Raw genomic sequence first — 19,623 nt, forward strand, 5'->3', positions numbered from 1 at the left:
CTTCAGACCGACACAGCTGCTTTAATATGCGGCCATGGATCATAGTTCTCCAAAGTGAAATCTTCGAACTTAAAGGCGAAGATGTCTTTTACCTCCGGGTTAATCTTCATGGTTGGCAGCGGCCTCGGCTCTCGGCTTAATTGCAGGTTGGCCTGGTCCATGTGGTTGTTGTACAGGTGGGCGTCGCCAAAGGTGTGGATAAAGTCGCCGTATTCCAGGTCGCATACCTGCGCCATCATCATGGTAAGCAGCGCGTACGACGCAATGTTGAAAGGCACACCCAAAAATATATCCGCACTACGCTGATATAACTGGCAAGACAACTTGCCCTTCAGTTCCCCCTTCAGCGGGTTAGGAGGCTCCACATAAAACTGAAACAAGCTATGGCAGGGCGGCAGGGCCATCTGGTTTACATCGGCAACGTTCCATGCAGATACTATCATGCGGCGCGAGTCGGGATTGTTTTTAATCTGGTTAACCACCTGGGTTATCTGGTCGATGTGGCCGCCATCAGGTTTTGGCCAGCTGCGCCACTGGTATCCGTAAACCGGACCGAGATTGCCTTCGGCATCAGCCCATTCGTCCCAGATGCGTACGCCATTTTCTTTGAGGTAGCTGATGTTGGTATCGCCGCTCAAAAACCATATCAGCTCATGGATGATTGATTTGAGGTGCAGCTTTTTGGTGGTCACCATCGGGAAACCATCTTTCAGATCGAAACGCATCTGGTAGCCAAACACACTTACGGTACCGGTTCCTGTCCTGTCGTGCTTTTGCGCGCCGGTTTCCATCACATGTTTCATCAGGTCGAGATACTGTTTCATTTTGTTGGTTAATTAAGTGAATGGTTAATTGGGTGAGTAGTTGGATTGATCAGGGTAAGAAGAGACCAATGAACCAGTGAACCAATGAACGATTTCGGAACAAAGAAAAATAATCTAATTTTGGTATCCTAACAGATGTGTAAAAATACAAGCAGTGTTAGTTTTTTATTATGATCCTTTTTCCAAATGCAAAAATAAACATTGGCCTCAATATTACCGAACGTCGCCCTGATGGTTATCATAATCTCGAAACCATTTTTTATCCCATCAACTTAAAAGATGCGCTGGAAGTAGTAGCGGGCGATAAGCTGAACTTTACTTCATCGGGCCTTGGCATACCAGGCAGGGTAGAGGATAATCTGTGTGTTAAAGGCTACCACATGCTGAAAAAGGATTTTGACCTGCCACCGGTAAATATCCACCTGCACAAAAATATTCCGATAGGTGCTGGCCTGGGCGGCGGATCTGCCGATGCCGCATTTTTTATCAGGCTGATGAACGAAGAGTTTAAACTTGGGCTGTCCATTGATGAAATGACCGGCTATGCCCGCCGCCTTGGCGCCGACTGTGCATTTTTCATCGAAAACAAACCTGTTTACGCTTTTGAAAAGGGAGATGAATTTGAGCCTGTCAAACTCGATCTGTCGGCCTACAAAATTGTATTGGTAATGCCCGATATTCATATCTCCACTTCCGAAGCTTTCGGCGGGATAAAACCAGCACCGGTAAAAGACTCTTTACTGGAGCTGATCACCGAACCGATAACCGAATGGAAGAGGCATATCAAAAATGATTTCGAAATATCAATCTTCAAAAATCACGCAGAGATCCGCGGTGTTAAAGCAGCCCTGTACCAGGCCGGCGCTATTTACGCCAGCATGAGCGGGAGCGGAGCATCGGTGTTTGGGATATTCAGTGAAATGCCGGATGTTAAATATTTAGAATCCTCAAACCAGGTATTCTATTTGTAATTGGGATTTGGGATGTTTGATTTCGGATTTATTTTGATTTGTAGATTGAAAGATTTATCAATCCCAAATTCATCAAATCAAAAAATAAAAATTCCGAAATCGAAAATCCCAATTCCGAAATCGAAATCAAACACCCGCGTCCTCACTCACGCCTCTGCCGAAACCTTCTACCCAATCCCTGTCGCCAAGGCCTTTTGCAATGGCGGTTAATAAGCGGCTGTGTACGGCGTTTACGAGCGGCATGGGTGTCTCGATTGTCTGCGATAGTTTAAATGCCAGGCGCGCGTCCTTATAGCCTAATTTTGCCTTAAAGCCTACCGGCTCATATTGCTTGTTGGCAATGAGCCTCCCATAGTTCTGGTAAACGGGGGCGTTGAACAATGTAGATCCAAAAAAGTTGGCTACCTGCACGCGGTCAAGTCCGTTCTTTTCGGCAAGTGTAAAGGCCTCTGCCATCATTTCCATCGAAGCCATAATCATGAAGTTGCCGGCTATTTTCAATACGTTGGCGCTGCCAACATTTTCACCAAAATCAAATATGCCCTGCCCCAGGCAATCAAGCACCGGTTTGGCTGCATCTTTTGAAAACTGATCGCCGGATACGCAGATAAAAAGTTTCCTGGCCGCCGCCGCTTCTGGCCTGCCGAATACCGGCGCGGCAAGGTAAAAGCTGCCATTTTCTTTATGCGCCTTTGCCAGTTGCTCTGCGGTGTCTGGCGAGATGGTGCTCATGGATATGTGCACAGCATTTGGCTGTAGCGTTTTTAAAATTCCGTCGTCGCCTGTAACCGATTCTCGCAGGGCCTCATCTTCTGATAGCATGCTCACCACAATGGGTACGCCGGCAGCGGCATCAGCCGGGGTTTGGCATTTGGTGATGTGGGCCGTGCCAAGCTCGTCGACTTTTGAGAGGGTGCGGTTGTAAACCTGTAAATGGTAGCCTGCGCTGATGAGGTTTTTGGCCATCTGGGTACCCATGTTGCCAAGGCCGATAAATCCGATTTTGTTTTCCATAGTGTTAGCTGATGTAGTCTCTGTCTTCGTCACTTAGTGTATTGTTGTCTTCTTTGTTGTGGATGTTGTCATGATAGCCGCCGATATCATACTTGGCCTTTTTGGGGCGGCCAACCAGGAAGCCCAAAATAAATCCGATCACTGTCATCGTGATCATGATGGTTAGTTTGGAGATTCTGAAATTCATGAACAAAAATGCAAATGTAACCTCGTCGGTATTTTGGACGAACGCTGTTGTAAGCAAAATTGTGATGACGATTATGGTGATGGTTTTTATGCTCATGGTGATTTGATTTAACAGTTAATACAATATGCGGTTTTTAAATGTTTATTAAAAATGGTTTTGAGTGATTTCGGGATCCGGGTTTTGGAACCCGGATTTATTTTGATTTTGGAATCCGGATATTAAACTTCGGATTTAATCCGGTGCCGGTTTTTTTCCTCTTGTTAAAATCATTTGAAATTATGCTCATGTAATCCGATTCGTTTTTGGTGCGCGAAAATAATTGAAGAGGAGCGGCTGGATTTTAGTCTTCATTTCTTAAAAATAATTTTCTCAGCAAATCGCCATAAGCCCGGCTGTATGTTTTCCTCATGGTAATTTTAAAACTCAAAAACCCGCCGGATTTTTCTTTGATGAGAATCAAAATTTCCCCCCTCATTTTTATTTGCTGTATACAAACCGGGCAGCTGCCCGCATTTAATTTAAACTCTCATTTTTTGGTTCGGTACACTTTGTAATTGCAATTGGTGCGGATATCAATAATGTATTATTTGCTTAAATAACATGTCGTAAGTATCTCATTTATTGTGTTATAAGTAGGTTATTTAKGTGTGTTTTTTAATTGTGCTAATTTTTTTAGTTTTTTGCAATTTCAGTTAGATATCTTTTGTTAAATTATCACATGATATAAAGTACATAACTATTAGAATATTATGTGTATATGAATTTTAATTAAATGATTTTTTAAATTTTATTTATCAAGTTGAAACCTTGCCTGTGCCATAAGTTGTGATTTTTGAGTATTGCTGTAAAAAATGAAGTTTGTACACTAACTAAAAACCGGATTTTGGCGCTGTTAAACGCCGATGCATTTAAACGTATCAGAACATGCCCGAAAATTATAGTGGCTCACAGGGCTTAAAACAGAACTGTTTTGAGGTGTAGTTTTATCCCCTACTTAGCCAATATTTTGATGCGGATATTACAAAACAGGAGATTAATTTCAGTAGACAGGAAAAGCTGACGGCAGCGCCAGGCGGGCAAAAAAATTACCACCTGGTTGAAGGTTTGGAAAAAAAAGGAAATCTAAGCCCGGTTTCTGCGCCTCGAAATTTGTTTCTGCGCTACAGGGTACAGGAAGATTGTAGACAGGATGAGGACGGATCCTACCCAAAAACCGGCAGACATTTTGTTCATATCGCCAAAGAAAATAAACGCCATGATGATACCGTACACCGGCTCAAGGTTGGTGATAAGCGCCACCCGAAAGGCAGAAAGCTCGCGCATTACCGATACCCCGGCAACATAAGCAAGCGATGTGCATACGGTGCCAAGCAGTACCAGGTAGCCAATGTCGGCTGGCTTTAGTATCATTTTTTCATTATATCCATTGGTGACAAAAAGGTATATCGAGATCCAGAAAAAAGCGCCGGTTAGTTCATAAAATGCAATGATGGGAGCTTCGCTTTTCTTTACAAAACGTGAATTAATTATGGCAAAAAGACTGGCGCAAACGGCGCTTACCAGGCCGGCTATGATACCCTTAGTGTATTGTGTTTCGAATTTGAAAATTAAAACTATACCGCTGATGATTAATAAACCTGCCAAAATTTGAAGTTTTGAGATCTTCGTTTTGTTGATCAGCGGCTCAAAAATGGCCGTAAATAACGTGATGCTGGATAGGCAAACCAGCGTTACCGGAACAGTTGAAAGCTTGATAGAAGCAAAGAAAAGGATCCAGTGACCGCCTACCAAGGCGCCAGTTAAAACCATTTTCAGCATGGTTTTGCGTTCAATTTTGAAGTCGGTTTTGCTGAATTTGAAGTACAGAAATAACGAAACAAAGGCTATTAACACCCTGTACCACACCAATTGTACCGCAGAAATGGTGATTAATTGGCCTAAAATGCCTGTAAATCCCCAAATAAATACGGTAAAATGGAGTATAATCAGGTTTTTATTCACATTTGTTTTACTTTTATCCACTATTTTGGGGCTTTTAAAAGTAAATAATAACCCAGTATACCAAATACAGTATTAGGAATCATAACGGTTAATAAGGGAGGCACCCCGCCTTTTATAGAAAATACGATAGAGAATTTCTCTAAAATTATGTAGGTAAAACAAAGCAAAATCCCTATCCCCAAGGGCAAGCCAACACCACCGCGCACCTTACGTGAAGACAAAGCTACCCCCAATACCGTTAAAACATAAGCCGATAAAGGGTACACAAAACGATGGAATTTTTCGTAATAAAGGTTATTTAAAACCTCGGGCCGGCGCAGTCTTTCCTTGTCAATATTCTTGTTCAGGTCGTTTAATGACATGGCTGCATACACGTTATCATACACAATAAAATCTGTTGGGTGCATGTCTAAAACGGTATCTTTTTGGGCCGGATTATGAATAAATTGCTCCTTCAACCCATTCACATATTTTACCGAATAATCCTTTAACGACCATATTTTTTTCACAGAATCGTAGGTTACCTGTTGCGCTATGAGCTTCTCGCGCAGGGTATCTCCATTAAATTTCTCCATGATAAAAGTATAACCTGTATGGTTAGTGGGGTCGTAGTTTGCCAGGTAAACAAAGGTATGTTTATCTATTTGCATATGTACCTGGCTTTTGGTAGGGTCGTTATCTGTTATGCCATTGGCATTTTCAAAGTCGTTTTTTAGGCGGTTTGTATAAGGTATTAAGTACACATTGGCAAAAAACGATACAATAAATATAAAGGAAGCAGCTATAAAATAGGGTCGTAAAAAGCGGTTAAAGCTGGCTTTTCCACTTAAAATAGGTACAATTTCTGTTTGGTTGGCCATTTTGGCCGTAAAGAATATCACCGCCAGGAAATTGATAAGCGGCGAAAGTAAATTCAGGTAAAAGGGAACAAATCCGGCATAGTACCTGAATATGATATCATGAAGTGTTGCATGTTTATTTGTAAAATTATCCAGCTTTTCTGATACATCAAACACAACCGATATCACCGCAAAAATGGCCATGGTGAACGCAAATGTGCCCAGGTATTTTTTGATGATAAACCTGTCGATAACCATCAGGTAYCGGTTTATAAAAGTCCTCATCGGCAGATTAATTGTTTTTTAAAGCCATGGTTTATATTATGTAAGCAACGCTTTTTACGGTGCATTATTTGATCATCCTGTAATTATAATCGCTGGCCTAAACGACCCACCATCATGTTTTTCCATGCATAAAACTCGCCGGCAATGATCTTTTTACGGGCTTCCTTAACCAGCCAAAGATAAAAATGCAGGTTGTGCAGGGTGGCAATTTGCGCCCCAAGCATCTCGCCCGAGTGGATCAGATGGCGCAAATAAGCCTTGCTGTATTCCTTATCGGCAAACAAATCGCTGTCATCTTCAATGGCGCTAAAGTCGTTTTTCCACTTCTCATTCTTGATATTGATGATACCGTTTTTGGTAAATAGCATGCCGTTACGGGCATTGCGGGTAGGCATAACGCAATCAAACATATCAATTCCTAACGCTATATTTTCCAATATATTAACAGGAGTGCCTACGCCCATTAAATACCGGGGTTTTTGCTCAGGTAATATATTGCATACAATTTCGGTCATGGCGTACATTTCTTCGGCAGGTTCGCCTACCGAAAGCCCGCCTATGGCATTGCCCTCACGCTCAAATGAAGCAATAACTTCGGCCGATTTCATACGCAGATCTTTATAAACAGAGCCCTGTACAATAGGGAAAAGTGTTTGGCTGTAACCGTATTTTGGTTCGGTATTGTCGAACCTGTCGCAGCAGCGTTTTAGCCAGCGATGGGTCATATCTATTGACCTTCGGGCGTAGCTATAATCGCACGGGTAGGGGGTGCATTCATCAAAAGCCATGATGATATCGGCCCCGATAATGCGCTGGATATCCATTACATTTTCGGGCGTAAACAGGTGTTTTGAACCATCAATATGCGAGCGGAAGGTAACGCCTTCTTCCTTGATCTTGCGCACTTCGGTAAGTGAATATACCTGGTAACCGCCGCTATCGGTCAAAATGGGGCCGTCCCAGCCGTTAAATTTGTGCAGGCCACCGGCGCTTTCCAACGTGTTTAGGCCTGGTCGCAGGTATAAATGATAGGTGTTTCCTAAAATAATTTGCGCTTCTATATCCGTTTTAAGCTCACGCTGGTGCACTGCTTTTACTGTGCCGGCTGTACCAACAGGCATAAATATAGGGGTTTGTATGGTGCCGTGATCTGTAGTTATTTCACCTGCGCGGGCTTTTGAAAGCGGGTCTTGTGCTGTTAATTTAAATTTCATTTCGAAGGGGCAAAATTAACAAAAAAAGCCTCACCGCAGCCCTCCTCAAGGGAGAGGGAGTTAAAAAAGATTTATTTATAAGTATGGTAACTAAGGGAATAGAAGGTTATGCTAATATGTTTACCCGGAAATCTCAATGATTCTGTCGCTTTAAGTAAGAGGTACAGTGTATATGCATAGGCAGAAAAGCGGTCTTTATTTATATATGTAACTGTCTATTTTCTTTAAAAAATTGACAATTAATTCTTTGTAGGTCTCTTCATCATAACCGTTACGCATAGCGTGTCGTTTTTTATCGGTTATCATAATGTAATCTGGTTTTGTCCGTCAGTCTGCTCATGGTCTTCGGTGGTAGCTATTTTATCAAATGTATCAATGGTAAAACTATTTATCAGTTGATACCAATCGCCGGGGCTGCTGACTTTTGATGAAACCAATTTCCAGTCGGGTTTATAAAAATAATAGCATTTAACCGAATCTTTTGTTATCTCGTATCTGTGGTGGGGGATGACGATAATGAATTTTTTAATATGTTCGTCCGTAAGTCTGTCGGTGTAAATTATGCTGTTGTTATTATAGTAGGTACAGCTTAACACCGAAGCCGCATCGGGATATTTAGCTAAAATACTTTTTGGTTTTTTGAAATATTCGTAACTTCTAAGTTCGCGTGCAAGTTTGATTCCCTTAGTAAACAGAAGCTTTTTATCCAGAAAATAATCGATACTTATGTTTATATTATCATTGAACATGGTAACAATCTGCACTGTTTTATCCTCCTTATCCTTATAAATAAACCTGTAACGAAATGTTTCATCTTCCATTTCGCGGTTTACATACCATATGGTTTTTAACGAAGCTAAGTTATGATCGATACTGTCAACATAGGTGTCAATTTTATTCAATTGCTGAATCATCTCTGACCTTTGTCCATAGCTGTTAATGGCAAAAAATGTCAGGAGTAGTGCATTACAAAATGCTTTTTTCACTGAAGTTTTGTTTAGGAAAGTCTGGAGAACAATCTTAAGGGGGAAAATAGATATATGTAATGAATTATTGACCAGTTTGATTTTACAGGTTGTCGGTGATGTAGTCAAAAGCAAGACGCCCCGCCTATTGATAATTTTAAAAGCGAGACCGATGTTCAACTACAGCTTTTCTATTTCTTCAACAGAAAGTTTAGTAAATTTTGAGATTTGGGCAAGCGGCAGACCGTCCTTTTTCATTTCATGGGCAATGGCTGCCGCTTCTTCGCGCTTACCTTTTTCCATACCTTTTTCCATGCCTTCTTGCCGGGCATAATCAACCACATTTTTATTATCCCATTTGTATTTTAAGCTGCTATCGTACATTGTTTTTTCCTCCTTTGTCAGGTTTGTATATTCTGCAATACTGAACAATTTCTCAAATATCGGTTTCCGAAGATAAACCGGAATTTTGTCCATCCGGCTCATGTTTTTTAAAACATAAAGCCATCTATCCAAATCGGTGTCTAAATCGGTATCCGCCTTTACAAATTTACCTAATTCTATGTATGTATACCCCAGTTTATCGTAAAAAATTTCACCGGTATCCCTGTTGCACAGGCAAATATCATGCAGGTAGCTGTTTGCCGGGCTATCGTCCAGCGTAAAATCTTCCAGCAAGGCTATTAAATATACTTCGGCAATGTTGTAGCCCCAGGCGCTCCGTTTGCCTTTTGGCGCCTGATCGCTTATGAGGCGGGATGTATAAAATAAAACCCTTTCTTTAAAATACCCTTGTTTTGCCCGTTGTACCTCAATTATAAAACGTTCGCCATTATCCCCCGTGCAAAGTAAGTCGAATATGGCCGAGCCTTCGTCTTTTAAATCGCCCGGGTGTTCGTTTTTGTTATAAACTAAGTCTACAATATGCTTGCGCCCCCTGAATACTTCATTTAAAAAAGCGGTCAGCAAGTCTTTATTAGGTTCACTGCCGAATATTTTTTTAAAGGCGAAGTCGACTAAAGGATCGATGTATTTCCCGGTAACTGGTGGGTTATAGTTTGGCATAGTCAAATATAAAAGTTTATTTGTTATCCGGCCCCACAGTGAAAATAGCTCGCTCGTGGCAAAAGTAAGAGGTATATAAGCCCGATGACAGGGGGCCTACTTATCCACACAAATTCCCTCTACTATAAAAAGTGTGGAAAACTACCCGTTGTTCTATTGGCTACAAGCCCTAAATTTAACCCGATTAAGGTCTTTAAATTCGTGTAATTTTAACAACTTTGCCTGATTATTTTTGTTCATTGGAAACTTATATACAAGACGTACTCTTTCTGCTTTTTCAGCTTTGTTTTATTGTTCAGCTGTACTACCTGGTAAGCAACCATAGCCGCCTTGCCGGCTACCAGCATATGGATGAGTTACCGCAGGTGCTGATACCTGTTTCTGTAATTATAAGCGCACGTAACGAAGCTAAAAACCTGCAGGAGAATCTTCCGTTTATATTAGAGCAAAATTATCCTGATTTTGAAGTGGTGGTGATAAACGATTGCTCATTTGATACTTCGGATGAAATACTGGAAGATATGCAACAGCGGTATCCGCATCTTAAGGTGGTTACTATAACCGAGCATGACCGGTTTAAAACAGGCAAAAAATTTGCACTTACACTTGGCATAAAAGCATCAAAAAACGAATATTTATTATTCACCGATGCCGATTGTAAACCAGCATCAGCAAACTGGATAGCCCGCATGGCTGTTAATTTTAGTACCAAAGCCGAGATAATTTTGGGGTATTCACCTTATTATAAGGCCGGCAGTTTTTTGAACAGGTTTACCCGTTTCGAGACCATTAAAACAGGTATGAACTATTTGTCGAGTGCTTTAAACAGTGATCCATATATGGGTATTGGCCGTAACCTGGCTTACACAAAAACGTTGTTTTTTAGTGCTAAAGGCTTTGCATCGCACATGCACGTAATATCCGGCGATGATGATCTGTTTGTAAATCAGCATGCCACAGCAGATAATACTATTATCGAAATTCATCCCGAAACCTTTATTTATACCAGTGCAAAAACAACTTTATCATCATGGTTCAGGCAAAAGAAAAGACATGCAGGTGTAGGTAAATTATACAAAAATAAGCACCGCCAAATGCTTAGCTTTGATGCCATAAGCGGTTTTTTATTTTATATATTATTCATACTCTGCCTGGTTTTAAATTATGAGCCCTTATTGGCATTAGGTTTGCTGGCTTTTAGGCTTGTTGTGCAGTTGATAATATACAGTAAGGTATTTAAAAAGCTTGATGGTAAAGATCTTATTTGGTATTTGCCGTTTTTTGACATAATATATTATATGTATTTAAATATATTTGGCTTGGTTGGCGCCTTTTTTAAAACTACCCAATGGAAATAAACGCAAACTTTACCGAGAACGCCAAAAACGATTTTCACCTGGTGGTGAGGGCGCGCACCGGCGATCAGAAAGCGTATGCTGACTTGATGCACCGTTACAAGGATTCGATTTACTTTATGGTGCTTAAAATGGTGAATAACAAAGAGGACGCCATGGACCTAACCGTTGAAACCTTTGCCAAAGCATTTGAAAAACTGGAGAAATACCAGCCGGATTATGCGTTTAGCACCTGGCTGTTTAGGGTAGCTACCAACAATTGTATCGATTTTATCCGCAAGAAAAAACTTAATACCCAATCTATCCACGGGATGACAGATGAGGATGGTGATGAAAAGCCGCTGCAGATAAAGGCAGATGTACTTAATCCCGAAGAAACATCTATCAAAAAACAACAAACTCAGGAACTGAAATTACTCATAGAAAGCTTGCCGGCGCGTTACCGCAACCTGATCACTTTACGTTACTTTGACGAATTATCTTACGAGGAGATTGCCCAACAGCTTGATTTGCCGTTAGGTACCGTTAAGGCACAATTGTTTAGGGCCCGGTATTTATTGGGCAACATCATAAACCGCTTTAACAGGGATGACATCTGAGATCGTTTTTAAATATTTTCCAGGCCTTACAGATCAGCAACGTGCACAGGTTGAGCAACTGCCCCAACTGTATAATTTATGGAACAGCCAAATCAATGTAATATCACGTAAAGATATCGATTTGCTGTATGAGCGCCATGTTTTACACTCCCTTGGCATAGCCAAAATAATGTCCTTTTTACCGGGCGAAACTGTACTTGATGTAGGCACCGGCGGCGGTTTTCCGGGTATCCCATTGGCTATATTGTTTCCAAAAACGCAGTTTCATTTGGTTGATTCTATTGGTAAAAAGATAAAAGTGGTGCAGGAAGTAGCCAAAGCTTTGGGCTTAAACAATGTAGAAGCAACGCATGCCCGGGCCGAGCAGGTTGACGAAAAGTTTGATTTTGTGGTATCGCGCGCGGTAACCCAGTTGAAAGATTTTTATCCATGGGTACGCACTAAGTTCAATAAGCAATCCAAAAACAAGCTGCCCAATGGTATCCTTTACCTAAAAGGGGGCGATCTTGACCAGGAGATCAAGGAATCGGGACTTAAAGTGCAGCAATACCACCTTAAAGATTATTTCGGGGAAGAGTTTTTTGAAACCAAGCAGGTGATATATGTAAAGGCCGCGGTATAATTTTGCTGATTTTGGGTTTATGACATTATTTCTCCTCTCCCTTGTAACACGTTGTGCCAGGCGAAATAAATTTGTTGACGTAAATGAATAACTTTTAGCTGTTATATGGCATGATGATCATGGCTTTGGTTATTTGTACGCGATGCAGCGTAAAACACCAATCCTATTACAAACAGTGCTCCGCCGGCAAAAACCGGTAATTTAAATGTCCAGCTGCCTTTAGGGCCGGTTACAATTGTGCTGCTGCCAGAACTATCTACCAGATTAACAGTTTTTTTGTAGAAGAAGTTGCTGACAATAAAAAGAGCAATACCCACAATGACTAAAGTGATTCCAAACTTTTTCATGATAATTGATTTAAATGACACCCAATTGGTATTATTAAGTCCGCATATCAATTGAGTATTTGATTTTTCAACAAACAGTATGTTTGTTGTGTTTGTACCAAGTTAACTATTTTTTTAATATTATCCTAAGGATAATTGAATGAAAAAGGGTTAAAAAGAGGGTGAGATTTATACAGAAAAATGCCGAAGCGGATTTTAGTCCGTTCAGCAATTTTGCCTCATTGGGTTGAGGTTTTTTTATGCGGTGCGCCTTTTATCATAAAATGTATTTAATGCTGTGCAGGTACTGCATTTACCATTAAACTTACTGCCGGATATTATGGTTTTACATCGGTAGGGGCTACAGCCGGTGCAGGAGTTTCCTTTGCTTTAGGTTTGTCAAAAATAATCTTAACCACTTTTACAGGCGCCACTTTTAAATTTTTAAGTTGTTTTGGTGAAACCGGTTGTGCAGGAGCAGGCTCGTCAAAAATAACCTTAGCCACTTTTACGGGTGCCACTTTTAAATTCAACTTTTTAACCTGTTTTGTTGAAGCTGGCTGTGCAGTAGCAGCAGGCGCATCAATAGTAATGTCGGCGGTTTTTACAGGCGCCACTTTTAAATTTAACCTTTTTAGCGAAACCGGTTGTGCAGGCACAGGCATTGCAGCAAGGTCTTTTGAATCAACTGGTGGAACTGGTGGCGGCGGTGGCATTTTGTCTATGTCCGCTGAACCAACCGGTGGAACTGGTGGCGGTGGTGGCATTTTGTTAATATCCACTGAACCAACCGGTGGTGGTGGCAGCCTGTGAAGTTTTTTGGCGCCGGATTTTGGTGATGCAGGTGGTGGTGGCGGCATTTTATTCGTATCGGCCCTAGCAACAGGAGGCATTGGCGGCGGCGGCGGCATTTTAGGAAATATCAGCATTTTAGGGAACGAATAGCCATATTTTTCCTTCAGCATAGCCAGCTCTTCGGGTTTTGCTTTGCTTTTGTAATACTCTTTTTGATCGCCGTTTTTATCGGTAATAATCACCCTGAAATCGGCTTTGTTGTTGATGAGGTAGCCTGTTTCTTCGTAATTGTACCCTTTTGCCGTTGTAGCTTTTGTTTTAACCCGGCTCCTGGCCAATGTATCGGCCACGGTATTTGCGCTTTTAATTGTTGGGGTGGTTTTAGTGGTTGCGGGCAATGCAGTATGTTTTGGTGCAATATCTACCCAACCATAATTTTTACTAAATGCCAATGTTGATGCACAAAGCATCCCCGCACATATGGGTACGGCCACCAGGTATTTTAGCCTTGCTAAATTACCCGAACGTTTTTGGTTTAACATAATGATCCTCTTTTTTAACAGGTTATAATTGAAAAATGAATGCGTTATGGATGGGCCGGCAATGCCGTAAGCATTGTTAACAAGGAAGGAAGAGTAAGTGAGGGCGTCACTTTCCAGGGACGCGGTTTGCTCATCGGCTATGTACTCGTGTACGGTTTTAAGGCTTATTTGCAACAGGTAAATGATGGGGTTAAACCAGTTGATGACCCTGATGAGCTCAATAAAAATGATATCGGCCGAGTGTTTTTGTTTAATATGCACCAGTTCGTGCCTTATAATGGTATCGCTGCCTTTTAATTTTGTACCTATAAACAGGTAGTTAAAAAATGAGAAAGCGGTATTTGAGCCATCGATGCCTATCAGTTTATACTTATTGTCGACAAGTGTTTTACTTTTGCCCATCATTTTTATAAGCCTGGATAGTTTTATAAGCAGCGCTACGGCCAAAACAATAACCCCCAGCAGGTAAGTGTATATTAATACATCATCAAATATTATCGTATCTGCAGTTGGCTGTATTTCAATTGATTGAGTACTAATGATCTCAATTGATCCGGCAGATTGCTCAACCGGTTTTAAAGCGCCAACCTGGATAACCGGTAAAAGAAAAGACATAACGCAGCTTAGCAACAGGTAAACCCGGTTAAGCGTATAGTAGGTTTCCTTATTTAAAAACAGGCAATACCCGGCGTAAAATACCGCAAGGTAGACGTTTGCTTCGAGGAGGTAATGTAGCCAGTTCATTGGTTTTTTGATAATAGATAGTTATAATACCAGGTTTTGTTTTCCAGCTTTAAGTGTTTTTGAATATCCAAGCTGCACAAGGTTTATGGCGCAAGGATAAGGTTGGCCTTTTTGTTTGCCAGCGTCAGCGTAAAAAGTATTTGGCCCCTGTAAAACAAATTGAATATACACAGCGTAGGTACCTGCTTTAACAGGAATAATTTTTTTACAATTATTTAAGCAATTAAATACTTGTTTGTAAAATTCCGGGCTGGTGCTTTCGGTAACGTTAATACCGTTTATATGATGGCTGTCATCTATATTAATTAAGCAGGTAACATTGCCGGGGATGTTATTGCTCAATGCATTTTGTGGATATCCAAGGTTTTTATCTAAATAATCATTAATTGCTCTTTTAGGATCTGCTGTAACCTTGCCCACTGATACAGATTTAGTTTCGAGCGGGATCTTTATCCATCCATAATTTTTACTGAAAGCGAATGTTGATGCACAAAGCATCCCTGCACAAATAGGCGCGGCCACCAGGTACTTTAATCTTGCTAAATTGCCCGAACGTTTTTGGTTTAACATAATGATCCTCTTTTTTAATAAATTATCATTGAAAAATGAATGTGTAACAGAAGGGCCGTTAAGCCCGTAGGCATTATTAACCAGGAACGACGAGTAGGCCAGCGCATCTGTTTCATGAGCAGCAGTTTGCTCGTCGGCTATGTACTCGTGTACGGTTTTAAGGCTTATTTGTAACAGGTAAATGACGGGGTTAAACCAGTTAATGATTTTAATAACCTCGATAAAAACAATATCAAACGAGTGTTTTTGGCGGATATGTACCAGCTCGTGCCGTATAATAATATCGCTGCCGCTGATCTTTGTGCCGATAAAAAGGTAATTAAAAAATGAAAAGGCAGTATCCGCTTCTTCAATATCTATCAGCTTGTACTTATTATCAATAAGCCTTTTACCTGATGTGGTTAGGTTTACCAGTTTAAACAGTTTAATAACCAGTAACAAAGCCAATACCGATATCCCGATGATGTAAACACCCCATAATACATTATCCCAGGTGATGTGATAAACTGTGTTTGGCTGCACAGTCAGTGAACCGGCGGCCATCATAGTGTGGGCCGGGCCAGTATGGCTTGCCAGGGTAATTTCCGGCACCTTTTCCACTGATTTTAAAGCACCTATCTGCATTACAGGTAGGATGAAAGATACAATACAACTCAACAACAGGTAGGCCCGGTTGAGTGTATAATAGGTTTCCTTATTTAAAAACAGGCAATAGCAGGCGTAAAATACAGCCAGGTAAATATTTGCCTCCAGTAGATAATGCAGCCAGTTCATCGGGTTGTGTTTATAGGTTTATTATTGAAAAATACCGTTATGATTAATCATTTACATAACCTACCACAGCAATTTCATTTAAAGGAATGGATGGCTTTGATACAGTATAAACATCCACTTTTGGTGTCTGATTATCAGCGGCTGTTGCCTTTGGCAAGTGAGCAACCTGTTTATCTTTGCTATCAATCAAAGTAAAAGAGAGTGGCATGGAATAATAACCGGGCTTTAGATCAAGTGAGCCATTAAAGGCTTTAACAGATCTTAAAACCTCTTCGTCCATTGCCGGGGTAAGCGTTCTACTAACTTTAGGGTCGGTGATTTTACCGTCAACAATATTAAATTTAATGATCACTCGTCCGCCTATATGTTCATTGTGTTCAGCAGCCGGATATCGTACGGTTTTAGCTACATATTTGTAAAAAGCATCGGTTGTTGTGCGGATCGGTGTATCGGCCTGCATGCTAACCGGCGGAGCGGGCGGTGGCGGAGGGGGGAGTTTAGGATTTTGATTTGGAACAGCAGGTGGTGCTACAGCATTGGCGGCCTTCAGATCTTTCGCACCGTTGGCCATTGGAGGGTATTTACCTGCGCGATAGATGAGCATGCTTAAATCATAAGATGGATCACTGATTATAGCTGCTTCCCTGGTTTTAATAAACTTATAATAATCGGTACAAAAATAAACAAGCACTTTGTGTTGGCCTGGCGATGCTTTAACAGTACCATTAAACGATTGAATTGATTTTAAAACTTCGTTGTTAAATTCAGTTCCACCGTTGTTAATTATCCTGGCGTCAGTTAATTTGTGATCGCTTTTTACTGTAATTATTATGCCAACAACTCCGTATTTATTGGCATTTAAGGCGTCGGCAGGGTAATTAACCGTTTTGTTTAAATGATTAAATAACGCAATATATTTGTCGTTTACAGCTATAGGGGGTGGCGGAATATCCAAAGGGATTTTTTTAACCTTCACCGCAGCCGGAAATTTATAACCATAAACGTCATATAGCATCGACTCGCCGGACGCATTAATTTTGCTGGCATCTGCTACCAGTTTTTTACCTTTTTTATCGGTAATGGTTGCAATAAATCCTGGCTGGCCATTGGCCGTGAAGCTTTTTTCATTAATAGTAAAACCCTTTGTATTAACATAAGGCTTCGAAACATGTTGAATTACGGTATCGGGAAGCACTCTTTTAGGTGCCAGGTCAACTAAAGCATAATTTTTGCTGAATGCCAATGTTGAAGCGCAAAGCGCCACTGCACAAATGGGTACTGCCACCAGATATTTTAGCCTTGCTAAATTGCCCGAACGTTTTTGGTTTAACATAATGATCCTCTTTTTTAACAGGTTATAATTAAAAAATGAATGTGTGACAGATGAACCGGTAATACCATAAGCATTATTAACAAGAAAGGATGAATAGGCAATAGCATCGGTTCCCTTGTTTGCGGTTTGCTCATCGGCAATGTATTCATGCACTGTTTTAAGACTTACCTGTACCAGGTAAATGATGGGGTTAAACCAGTTGATGACCCTGATAAGCTCTATAAAAATAATATCGGCCGAGTGTTTTTGTTTAATATGCACCAGTTCGTGCCTTATGATGATATCGCTCCCGGTGGTTTTTGTGCCGATAAACAGGTAGTTAAAAAATGAAAAAGCGGTATTTGAGCCATCGATACCTATCAACTTATATTTATCATCAAGCAGCGTATTGCTTCCCCTTGTCATTTTGATGAGCCTGGCTACCTTAATGATGAGTAATAGTGTCATCACTAAAACACCGGTTATGTACATATACCAAACAGCATCCTGCAACGTAAACTGGCTCAGTTCGGGCTGGTAATTTACAGCTGCCGGGGCAGTAGTTGCCTGAGCATTTGGCACCACGGTTATATAGGTTTGTTGCAAAGGTGCGGCCGCGGGCTTTAACGCACCCACCTGGATAAGCGGTAAAACAAACGAGATAACACAGCTTAGCAACAGGTAAACCCGGTTAAGCGTATAATAAGTTTCTTTATTTAAAAACAGGCAATACCCGGCGTAAAATACCGCAAGGTATATGTTTGCTTCGAGGAGGTAATGCAGCCAGTTCATGATTGTTTTTTGCTTTTTAGGTTATCAATAAGGGACGTTAACTCGTCAAGTTCCTTTATGCTGATTTTTTTTTCGTCGACAATAAATGATACCAGGCTTTGATAAGAGTTGCTGAAATAGTTTTTCATCATCTTATCAAAAGTGAATTTTTTGTACTGATCATTGCTGATAAGGGGGTAATAAACATGCGAGTTGCCATAGGCCTTATGATCAATATAACCCTTACCTTCAAGTACCCGTACCACGGTTGATACGGTGTTGTAAGCAGGTTTAGGTTCGGGCATTTGTTCAATAATATCCTTCACAATGGCTTCCTTTAAAGTCCACAGTATCTGCATTATCTGCTCTTCGGCTTTGGTGAGTTCTTTAACATTCATAGCAAACTATTTTTATAGTTAAGTAAAGGTAGAACTATTTTTATAGTTTGCAAACTATTTTTATAGTTTTTTATTCAGTTGTGGGAGGATGTGCAGGTGCGCCACTGTGTGTACACATCTTTTTAATAAAAGAAAATGTCAATTCCTTTGGTCTTAGAATAGCAAATTAATAAGAATTGTTATTGTTGATAATGGGGGGTGCAGGGGGGTGTTAAAAACTAAAAAGTTTGTGGATAAGTTATAAAAAAGGCAGGGTGAACTTTTGTCATTTCTGGTTTAGTAGAACCATTCGTCGTATTAGTTCCCTGCCTTTTTAAATTGCCCAAGGCCCAACTAGAATTATTCCCTTGATTTATCAAAGGTGATTGGCAAAAGGCAATTATTTTAACTTATAAAAACACAAACGTATGAGAACATGGAATGTTGTTTTAGGTGTCGATGTATCAAAAAAAACGATTGACATCTGCTGGGCAGAATACAAATTATTTATCTGTATAGACAATAGCAGCGTAGGGTTCTGCAAGTTTAAAAAGTGGTGTAAAGACCATGAGATCGATTTACAGGAAACGTTTATCGTATTGGAATATACCGGCGGTTATGAATACCGGTTTATCCAGTTTTGCGAGTCGCAGGCTATAAATTACCGGAGGGTTCCAGGTCTGGAGATCAAGAAATCGATGGGTATGGCCAGGGGCAAGAGCGACAAGGCCGATGCTTACCGGATCAGCACATACGGTGATGAAAAGATCAAGCGTTTGACTCCGGCTAAGCCACTGGACAAGAATGTCTTAGAACTCAAGCAGTTGCTATCGTTCCGGAAAAGATTAGTTCGGGAAAATGCCGGTTATCAAAACACGGTTAAGGAACGGAAACACATGTATGAGCTCGGAAATAAGGATATGATTATTAGTACAGCCAATAAAAAAATTGAAGCAAATACAAAATATATCAAGCAGGTAGAAGACAAAATCATATATCTGATCAAAAGCAATGAATCAATGTATTTGAACTACCGGATTATCACCAGTATTAAAGGCATCGGCCCGGTAAACGGCTGGATGACGATAGCTTATACGGAGAACTTTACCAGTTTTCCTGATGGGCGGCACTACGCGGTTTATGTGGGAGTGATACCATTTGAACATACATCGGGCACAAGCATAAAAGGGCGAAGACGAACAAGCAACTTAGCTCAAAAAGAGTTGAAACAAGAACTCAACCAGGCGGCTAAAGCAGCCGTACAGCATGACCCGGAACTCCGGGCATATGCAGAGCGGCAACTAAAAAACAAGGAATATGGGATAGTATTAAACAATGTAAAGTTTAAGCTGATTTTACGAATGTTCTCCCTGGTGAAAAGAGGAGAAATGTATGTGGAAAACTATCGAAGATCCGCTTAAGAAAACCTTTTTTAAATTAAATTTGGAATTGTAGTAAACCTAGAATACGA

The 19,623-nt window shown here is 40.7% G+C and carries 18 protein-coding genes; 5 read left to right on the plus strand and 13 right to left on the minus strand.

What is annotated here, in order from left to right; translation table 11 throughout:
• Positions 1-2: 2 nt before the first annotated feature.
• Complete coding sequence (locus AC1DQW_RS12550) at positions 3-824, minus strand: thymidylate synthase (protein WP_477454395.1); 822 nt, start codon at positions 822-824, stop codon at positions 3-5.
• 170 nt (positions 825-994) lie between these two features.
• On the opposite strand from AC1DQW_RS12550, the gene ispE reads away from it, so the two are divergent.
• A complete protein-coding gene (gene ispE / locus AC1DQW_RS12555; RefSeq protein WP_477454396.1) occupies positions 995-1,795 on the plus strand; it encodes a 4-(cytidine 5'-diphospho)-2-C-methyl-D-erythritol kinase in 801 nt (266 codons plus the stop codon).
• Positions 1,796-1,921: 126 nt separating this feature from the next.
• On the opposite strand, the gene AC1DQW_RS12560 is transcribed toward ispE, so the two are convergent.
• The 7 genes from AC1DQW_RS12560 to AC1DQW_RS12590 form a co-directional block, all read right to left on the minus strand.
• Positions 1,922-2,809, minus strand: coding sequence for an NAD(P)-dependent oxidoreductase (locus AC1DQW_RS12560; RefSeq protein WP_477454397.1), 888 nt, complete (start codon positions 2,807-2,809; stop codon positions 1,922-1,924).
• 4 nt (positions 2,810-2,813) lie between these two features.
• A complete protein-coding gene (locus tag AC1DQW_RS12565; protein WP_477415128.1) occupies positions 2,814-3,092 on the minus strand; it encodes a LapA family protein in 279 nt (92 codons plus the stop codon).
• Between the two features lie 1,026 nt (positions 3,093-4,118).
• On the minus strand, positions 4,119-5,018 hold the full coding sequence (locus AC1DQW_RS12570) for a DMT family transporter (protein ID WP_477454398.1): 900 nt from the start codon (positions 5,016-5,018) through the stop codon (positions 4,119-4,121).
• A complete protein-coding gene (locus tag AC1DQW_RS12575) occupies positions 5,018-6,121 on the minus strand; it encodes an LptF/LptG family permease (RefSeq protein WP_477454399.1) in 1,104 nt (367 codons plus the stop codon). The genes AC1DQW_RS12570 and AC1DQW_RS12575 overlap by 1 nt, the downstream gene beginning before the upstream one ends.
• 83 nt (positions 6,122-6,204) lie before the next feature.
• Positions 6,205-7,335: a tRNA guanosine(34) transglycosylase Tgt gene (tgt, locus tag AC1DQW_RS12580; protein WP_477406249.1), complete on the minus strand. Its 1,131-nt coding sequence runs from the start codon at positions 7,333-7,335 to the stop codon at positions 6,205-6,207.
• 302 nt (positions 7,336-7,637) lie between these two features.
• Positions 7,638-8,321, minus strand: a complete 684-nt coding sequence (locus AC1DQW_RS12585) for a hypothetical protein (RefSeq protein ID WP_477454400.1) — start codon at positions 8,319-8,321, stop codon at positions 7,638-7,640.
• 159 nt (positions 8,322-8,480) lie between these two features.
• Positions 8,481-9,365, minus strand: a complete 885-nt coding sequence (locus tag AC1DQW_RS12590) for an Rpn family recombination-promoting nuclease/putative transposase (RefSeq protein WP_477454401.1) — start codon at positions 9,363-9,365, stop codon at positions 8,481-8,483.
• Between the two features lie 239 nt (positions 9,366-9,604).
• Between AC1DQW_RS12590 and AC1DQW_RS12595 the strand changes: the two genes are divergently transcribed.
• Genes AC1DQW_RS12595 through rsmG form a run of 3 tightly spaced genes read left to right on the plus strand, consistent with a single transcriptional unit; the run spans position 9,605 to position 11,941 of the window.
• The gene (locus AC1DQW_RS12595; RefSeq protein ID WP_477454402.1) at positions 9,605-10,723 is read left to right on the plus strand and encodes a glycosyltransferase; all 1,119 of its coding nucleotides are present in this window, start codon (positions 9,605-9,607) and stop codon (positions 10,721-10,723) included.
• Complete coding sequence (locus tag AC1DQW_RS12600; RefSeq protein ID WP_477406245.1) at positions 10,714-11,319, plus strand: RNA polymerase sigma factor; 606 nt, start codon at positions 10,714-10,716, stop codon at positions 11,317-11,319. The genes AC1DQW_RS12595 and AC1DQW_RS12600 overlap by 10 nt, the downstream gene beginning before the upstream one ends.
• On the plus strand, positions 11,309-11,941 hold the full coding sequence (rsmG, locus tag AC1DQW_RS12605) for a 16S rRNA (guanine(527)-N(7))-methyltransferase RsmG (RefSeq protein ID WP_477454403.1): 633 nt from the start codon (positions 11,309-11,311) through the stop codon (positions 11,939-11,941). Before AC1DQW_RS12600 ends, rsmG begins: the two co-directional genes overlap by 11 nt.
• Before the next feature lie 101 nt (positions 11,942-12,042).
• Here rsmG and AC1DQW_RS12610 read toward each other — a convergent pair whose 3' ends face one another.
• The 5 genes from AC1DQW_RS12610 to AC1DQW_RS12630 all read right to left on the minus strand — a co-directional run bounded on the left by AC1DQW_RS12610 (position 12,043) and on the right by AC1DQW_RS12630 (position 18,173).
• Positions 12,043-12,288: a hypothetical protein gene (locus tag AC1DQW_RS12610; RefSeq protein WP_477406241.1), complete on the minus strand. Its 246-nt coding sequence runs from the start codon at positions 12,286-12,288 to the stop codon at positions 12,043-12,045.
• Positions 12,289-12,605: 317 nt separating this feature from the next.
• Positions 12,606-14,348, minus strand: a complete 1,743-nt coding sequence (locus AC1DQW_RS12615; RefSeq protein WP_477454404.1) for a M56 family metallopeptidase — start codon at positions 14,346-14,348, stop codon at positions 12,606-12,608.
• Between the two features lie 21 nt (positions 14,349-14,369).
• Entirely contained in the window at positions 14,370-15,692 is a 1,323-nt protein-coding gene (locus AC1DQW_RS12620) for a M56 family metallopeptidase (RefSeq protein WP_477454405.1), read from the minus strand.
• Positions 15,693-15,735: 43 nt separating this feature from the next.
• Entirely contained in the window at positions 15,736-17,796 is a 2,061-nt protein-coding gene (locus tag AC1DQW_RS12625) for a M56 family metallopeptidase (protein WP_477454406.1), read from the minus strand.
• The gene (locus AC1DQW_RS12630) at positions 17,793-18,173 is read right to left on the minus strand and encodes a BlaI/MecI/CopY family transcriptional regulator (protein WP_477454407.1); all 381 of its coding nucleotides are present in this window, start codon (positions 18,171-18,173) and stop codon (positions 17,793-17,795) included. The genes AC1DQW_RS12625 and AC1DQW_RS12630 overlap by 4 nt, the downstream gene beginning before the upstream one ends.
• A 407-nt stretch (positions 18,174-18,580) precedes the next feature.
• Here AC1DQW_RS12630 and AC1DQW_RS12635 point away from each other — a divergent pair, with 407 nt between their 5' ends.
• On the plus strand, positions 18,581-19,573 hold the full coding sequence (locus tag AC1DQW_RS12635; protein WP_477454408.1) for an IS110 family transposase: 993 nt from the start codon (positions 18,581-18,583) through the stop codon (positions 19,571-19,573).
• The last annotated feature ends 50 nt before the right edge of the window (positions 19,574-19,623 follow it).

It is taken from the genome of Mucilaginibacter sp. P5_A4 (assembly GCF_056400605.1).

Bases quoted from the DNA above. Each gene is read 5' to 3' on its own strand.
- AC1DQW_RS12630 (WP_477454407.1), bottom strand. From the start codon at position 18,173: ATGAATGTTAAAGAACTCACCAAAGCCGAAGAGCAGATAATGCAGATA.
- rsmG (WP_477454403.1), top strand. From the start codon at position 11,309: ATGACATCTGAGATCGTTTTTAAATATTTTCCAGGCCTTACAGATCAG.
- AC1DQW_RS12560 (WP_477454397.1), bottom strand. From the start codon at position 2,809: ATGGAAAACAAAATCGGATTTATCGGCCTTGGCAACATGGGTACCCAG.
- tgt (WP_477406249.1), bottom strand. From the start codon at position 7,335: ATGAAATTTAAATTAACAGCACAAGACCCGCTTTCAAAAGCCCGCGCA.
- AC1DQW_RS12590 (WP_477454401.1), bottom strand. From the start codon at position 9,365: ATGCCAAACTATAACCCACCAGTTACCGGGAAATACATCGATCCTTTA.
- ispE (WP_477454396.1), top strand. From the start codon at position 995: ATGATCCTTTTTCCAAATGCAAAAATAAACATTGGCCTCAATATTACC.
- AC1DQW_RS12610 (WP_477406241.1), bottom strand. From the start codon at position 12,288: ATGAAAAAGTTTGGAATCACTTTAGTCATTGTGGGTATTGCTCTTTTT.
- AC1DQW_RS12615 (WP_477454404.1), bottom strand. From the start codon at position 14,348: ATGAACTGGCTACATTACCTCCTCGAAGCAAACGTCTACCTTGCGGTA.
- AC1DQW_RS12625 (WP_477454406.1), bottom strand. From the start codon at position 17,796: ATGAACTGGCTGCATTACCTCCTCGAAGCAAACATATACCTTGCGGTA.
- AC1DQW_RS12600 (WP_477406245.1), top strand. From the start codon at position 10,714: ATGGAAATAAACGCAAACTTTACCGAGAACGCCAAAAACGATTTTCAC.
- AC1DQW_RS12635 (WP_477454408.1), top strand. From the start codon at position 18,581: ATGAGAACATGGAATGTTGTTTTAGGTGTCGATGTATCAAAAAAAACG.
- AC1DQW_RS12620 (WP_477454405.1), bottom strand. From the start codon at position 15,692: ATGAACTGGCTGCATTATCTACTGGAGGCAAATATTTACCTGGCTGTA.
- AC1DQW_RS12550 (WP_477454395.1), bottom strand. From the start codon at position 824: ATGAAACAGTATCTCGACCTGATGAAACATGTGATGGAAACCGGCGCG.
- AC1DQW_RS12565 (WP_477415128.1), bottom strand. From the start codon at position 3,092: ATGAGCATAAAAACCATCACCATAATCGTCATCACAATTTTGCTTACA.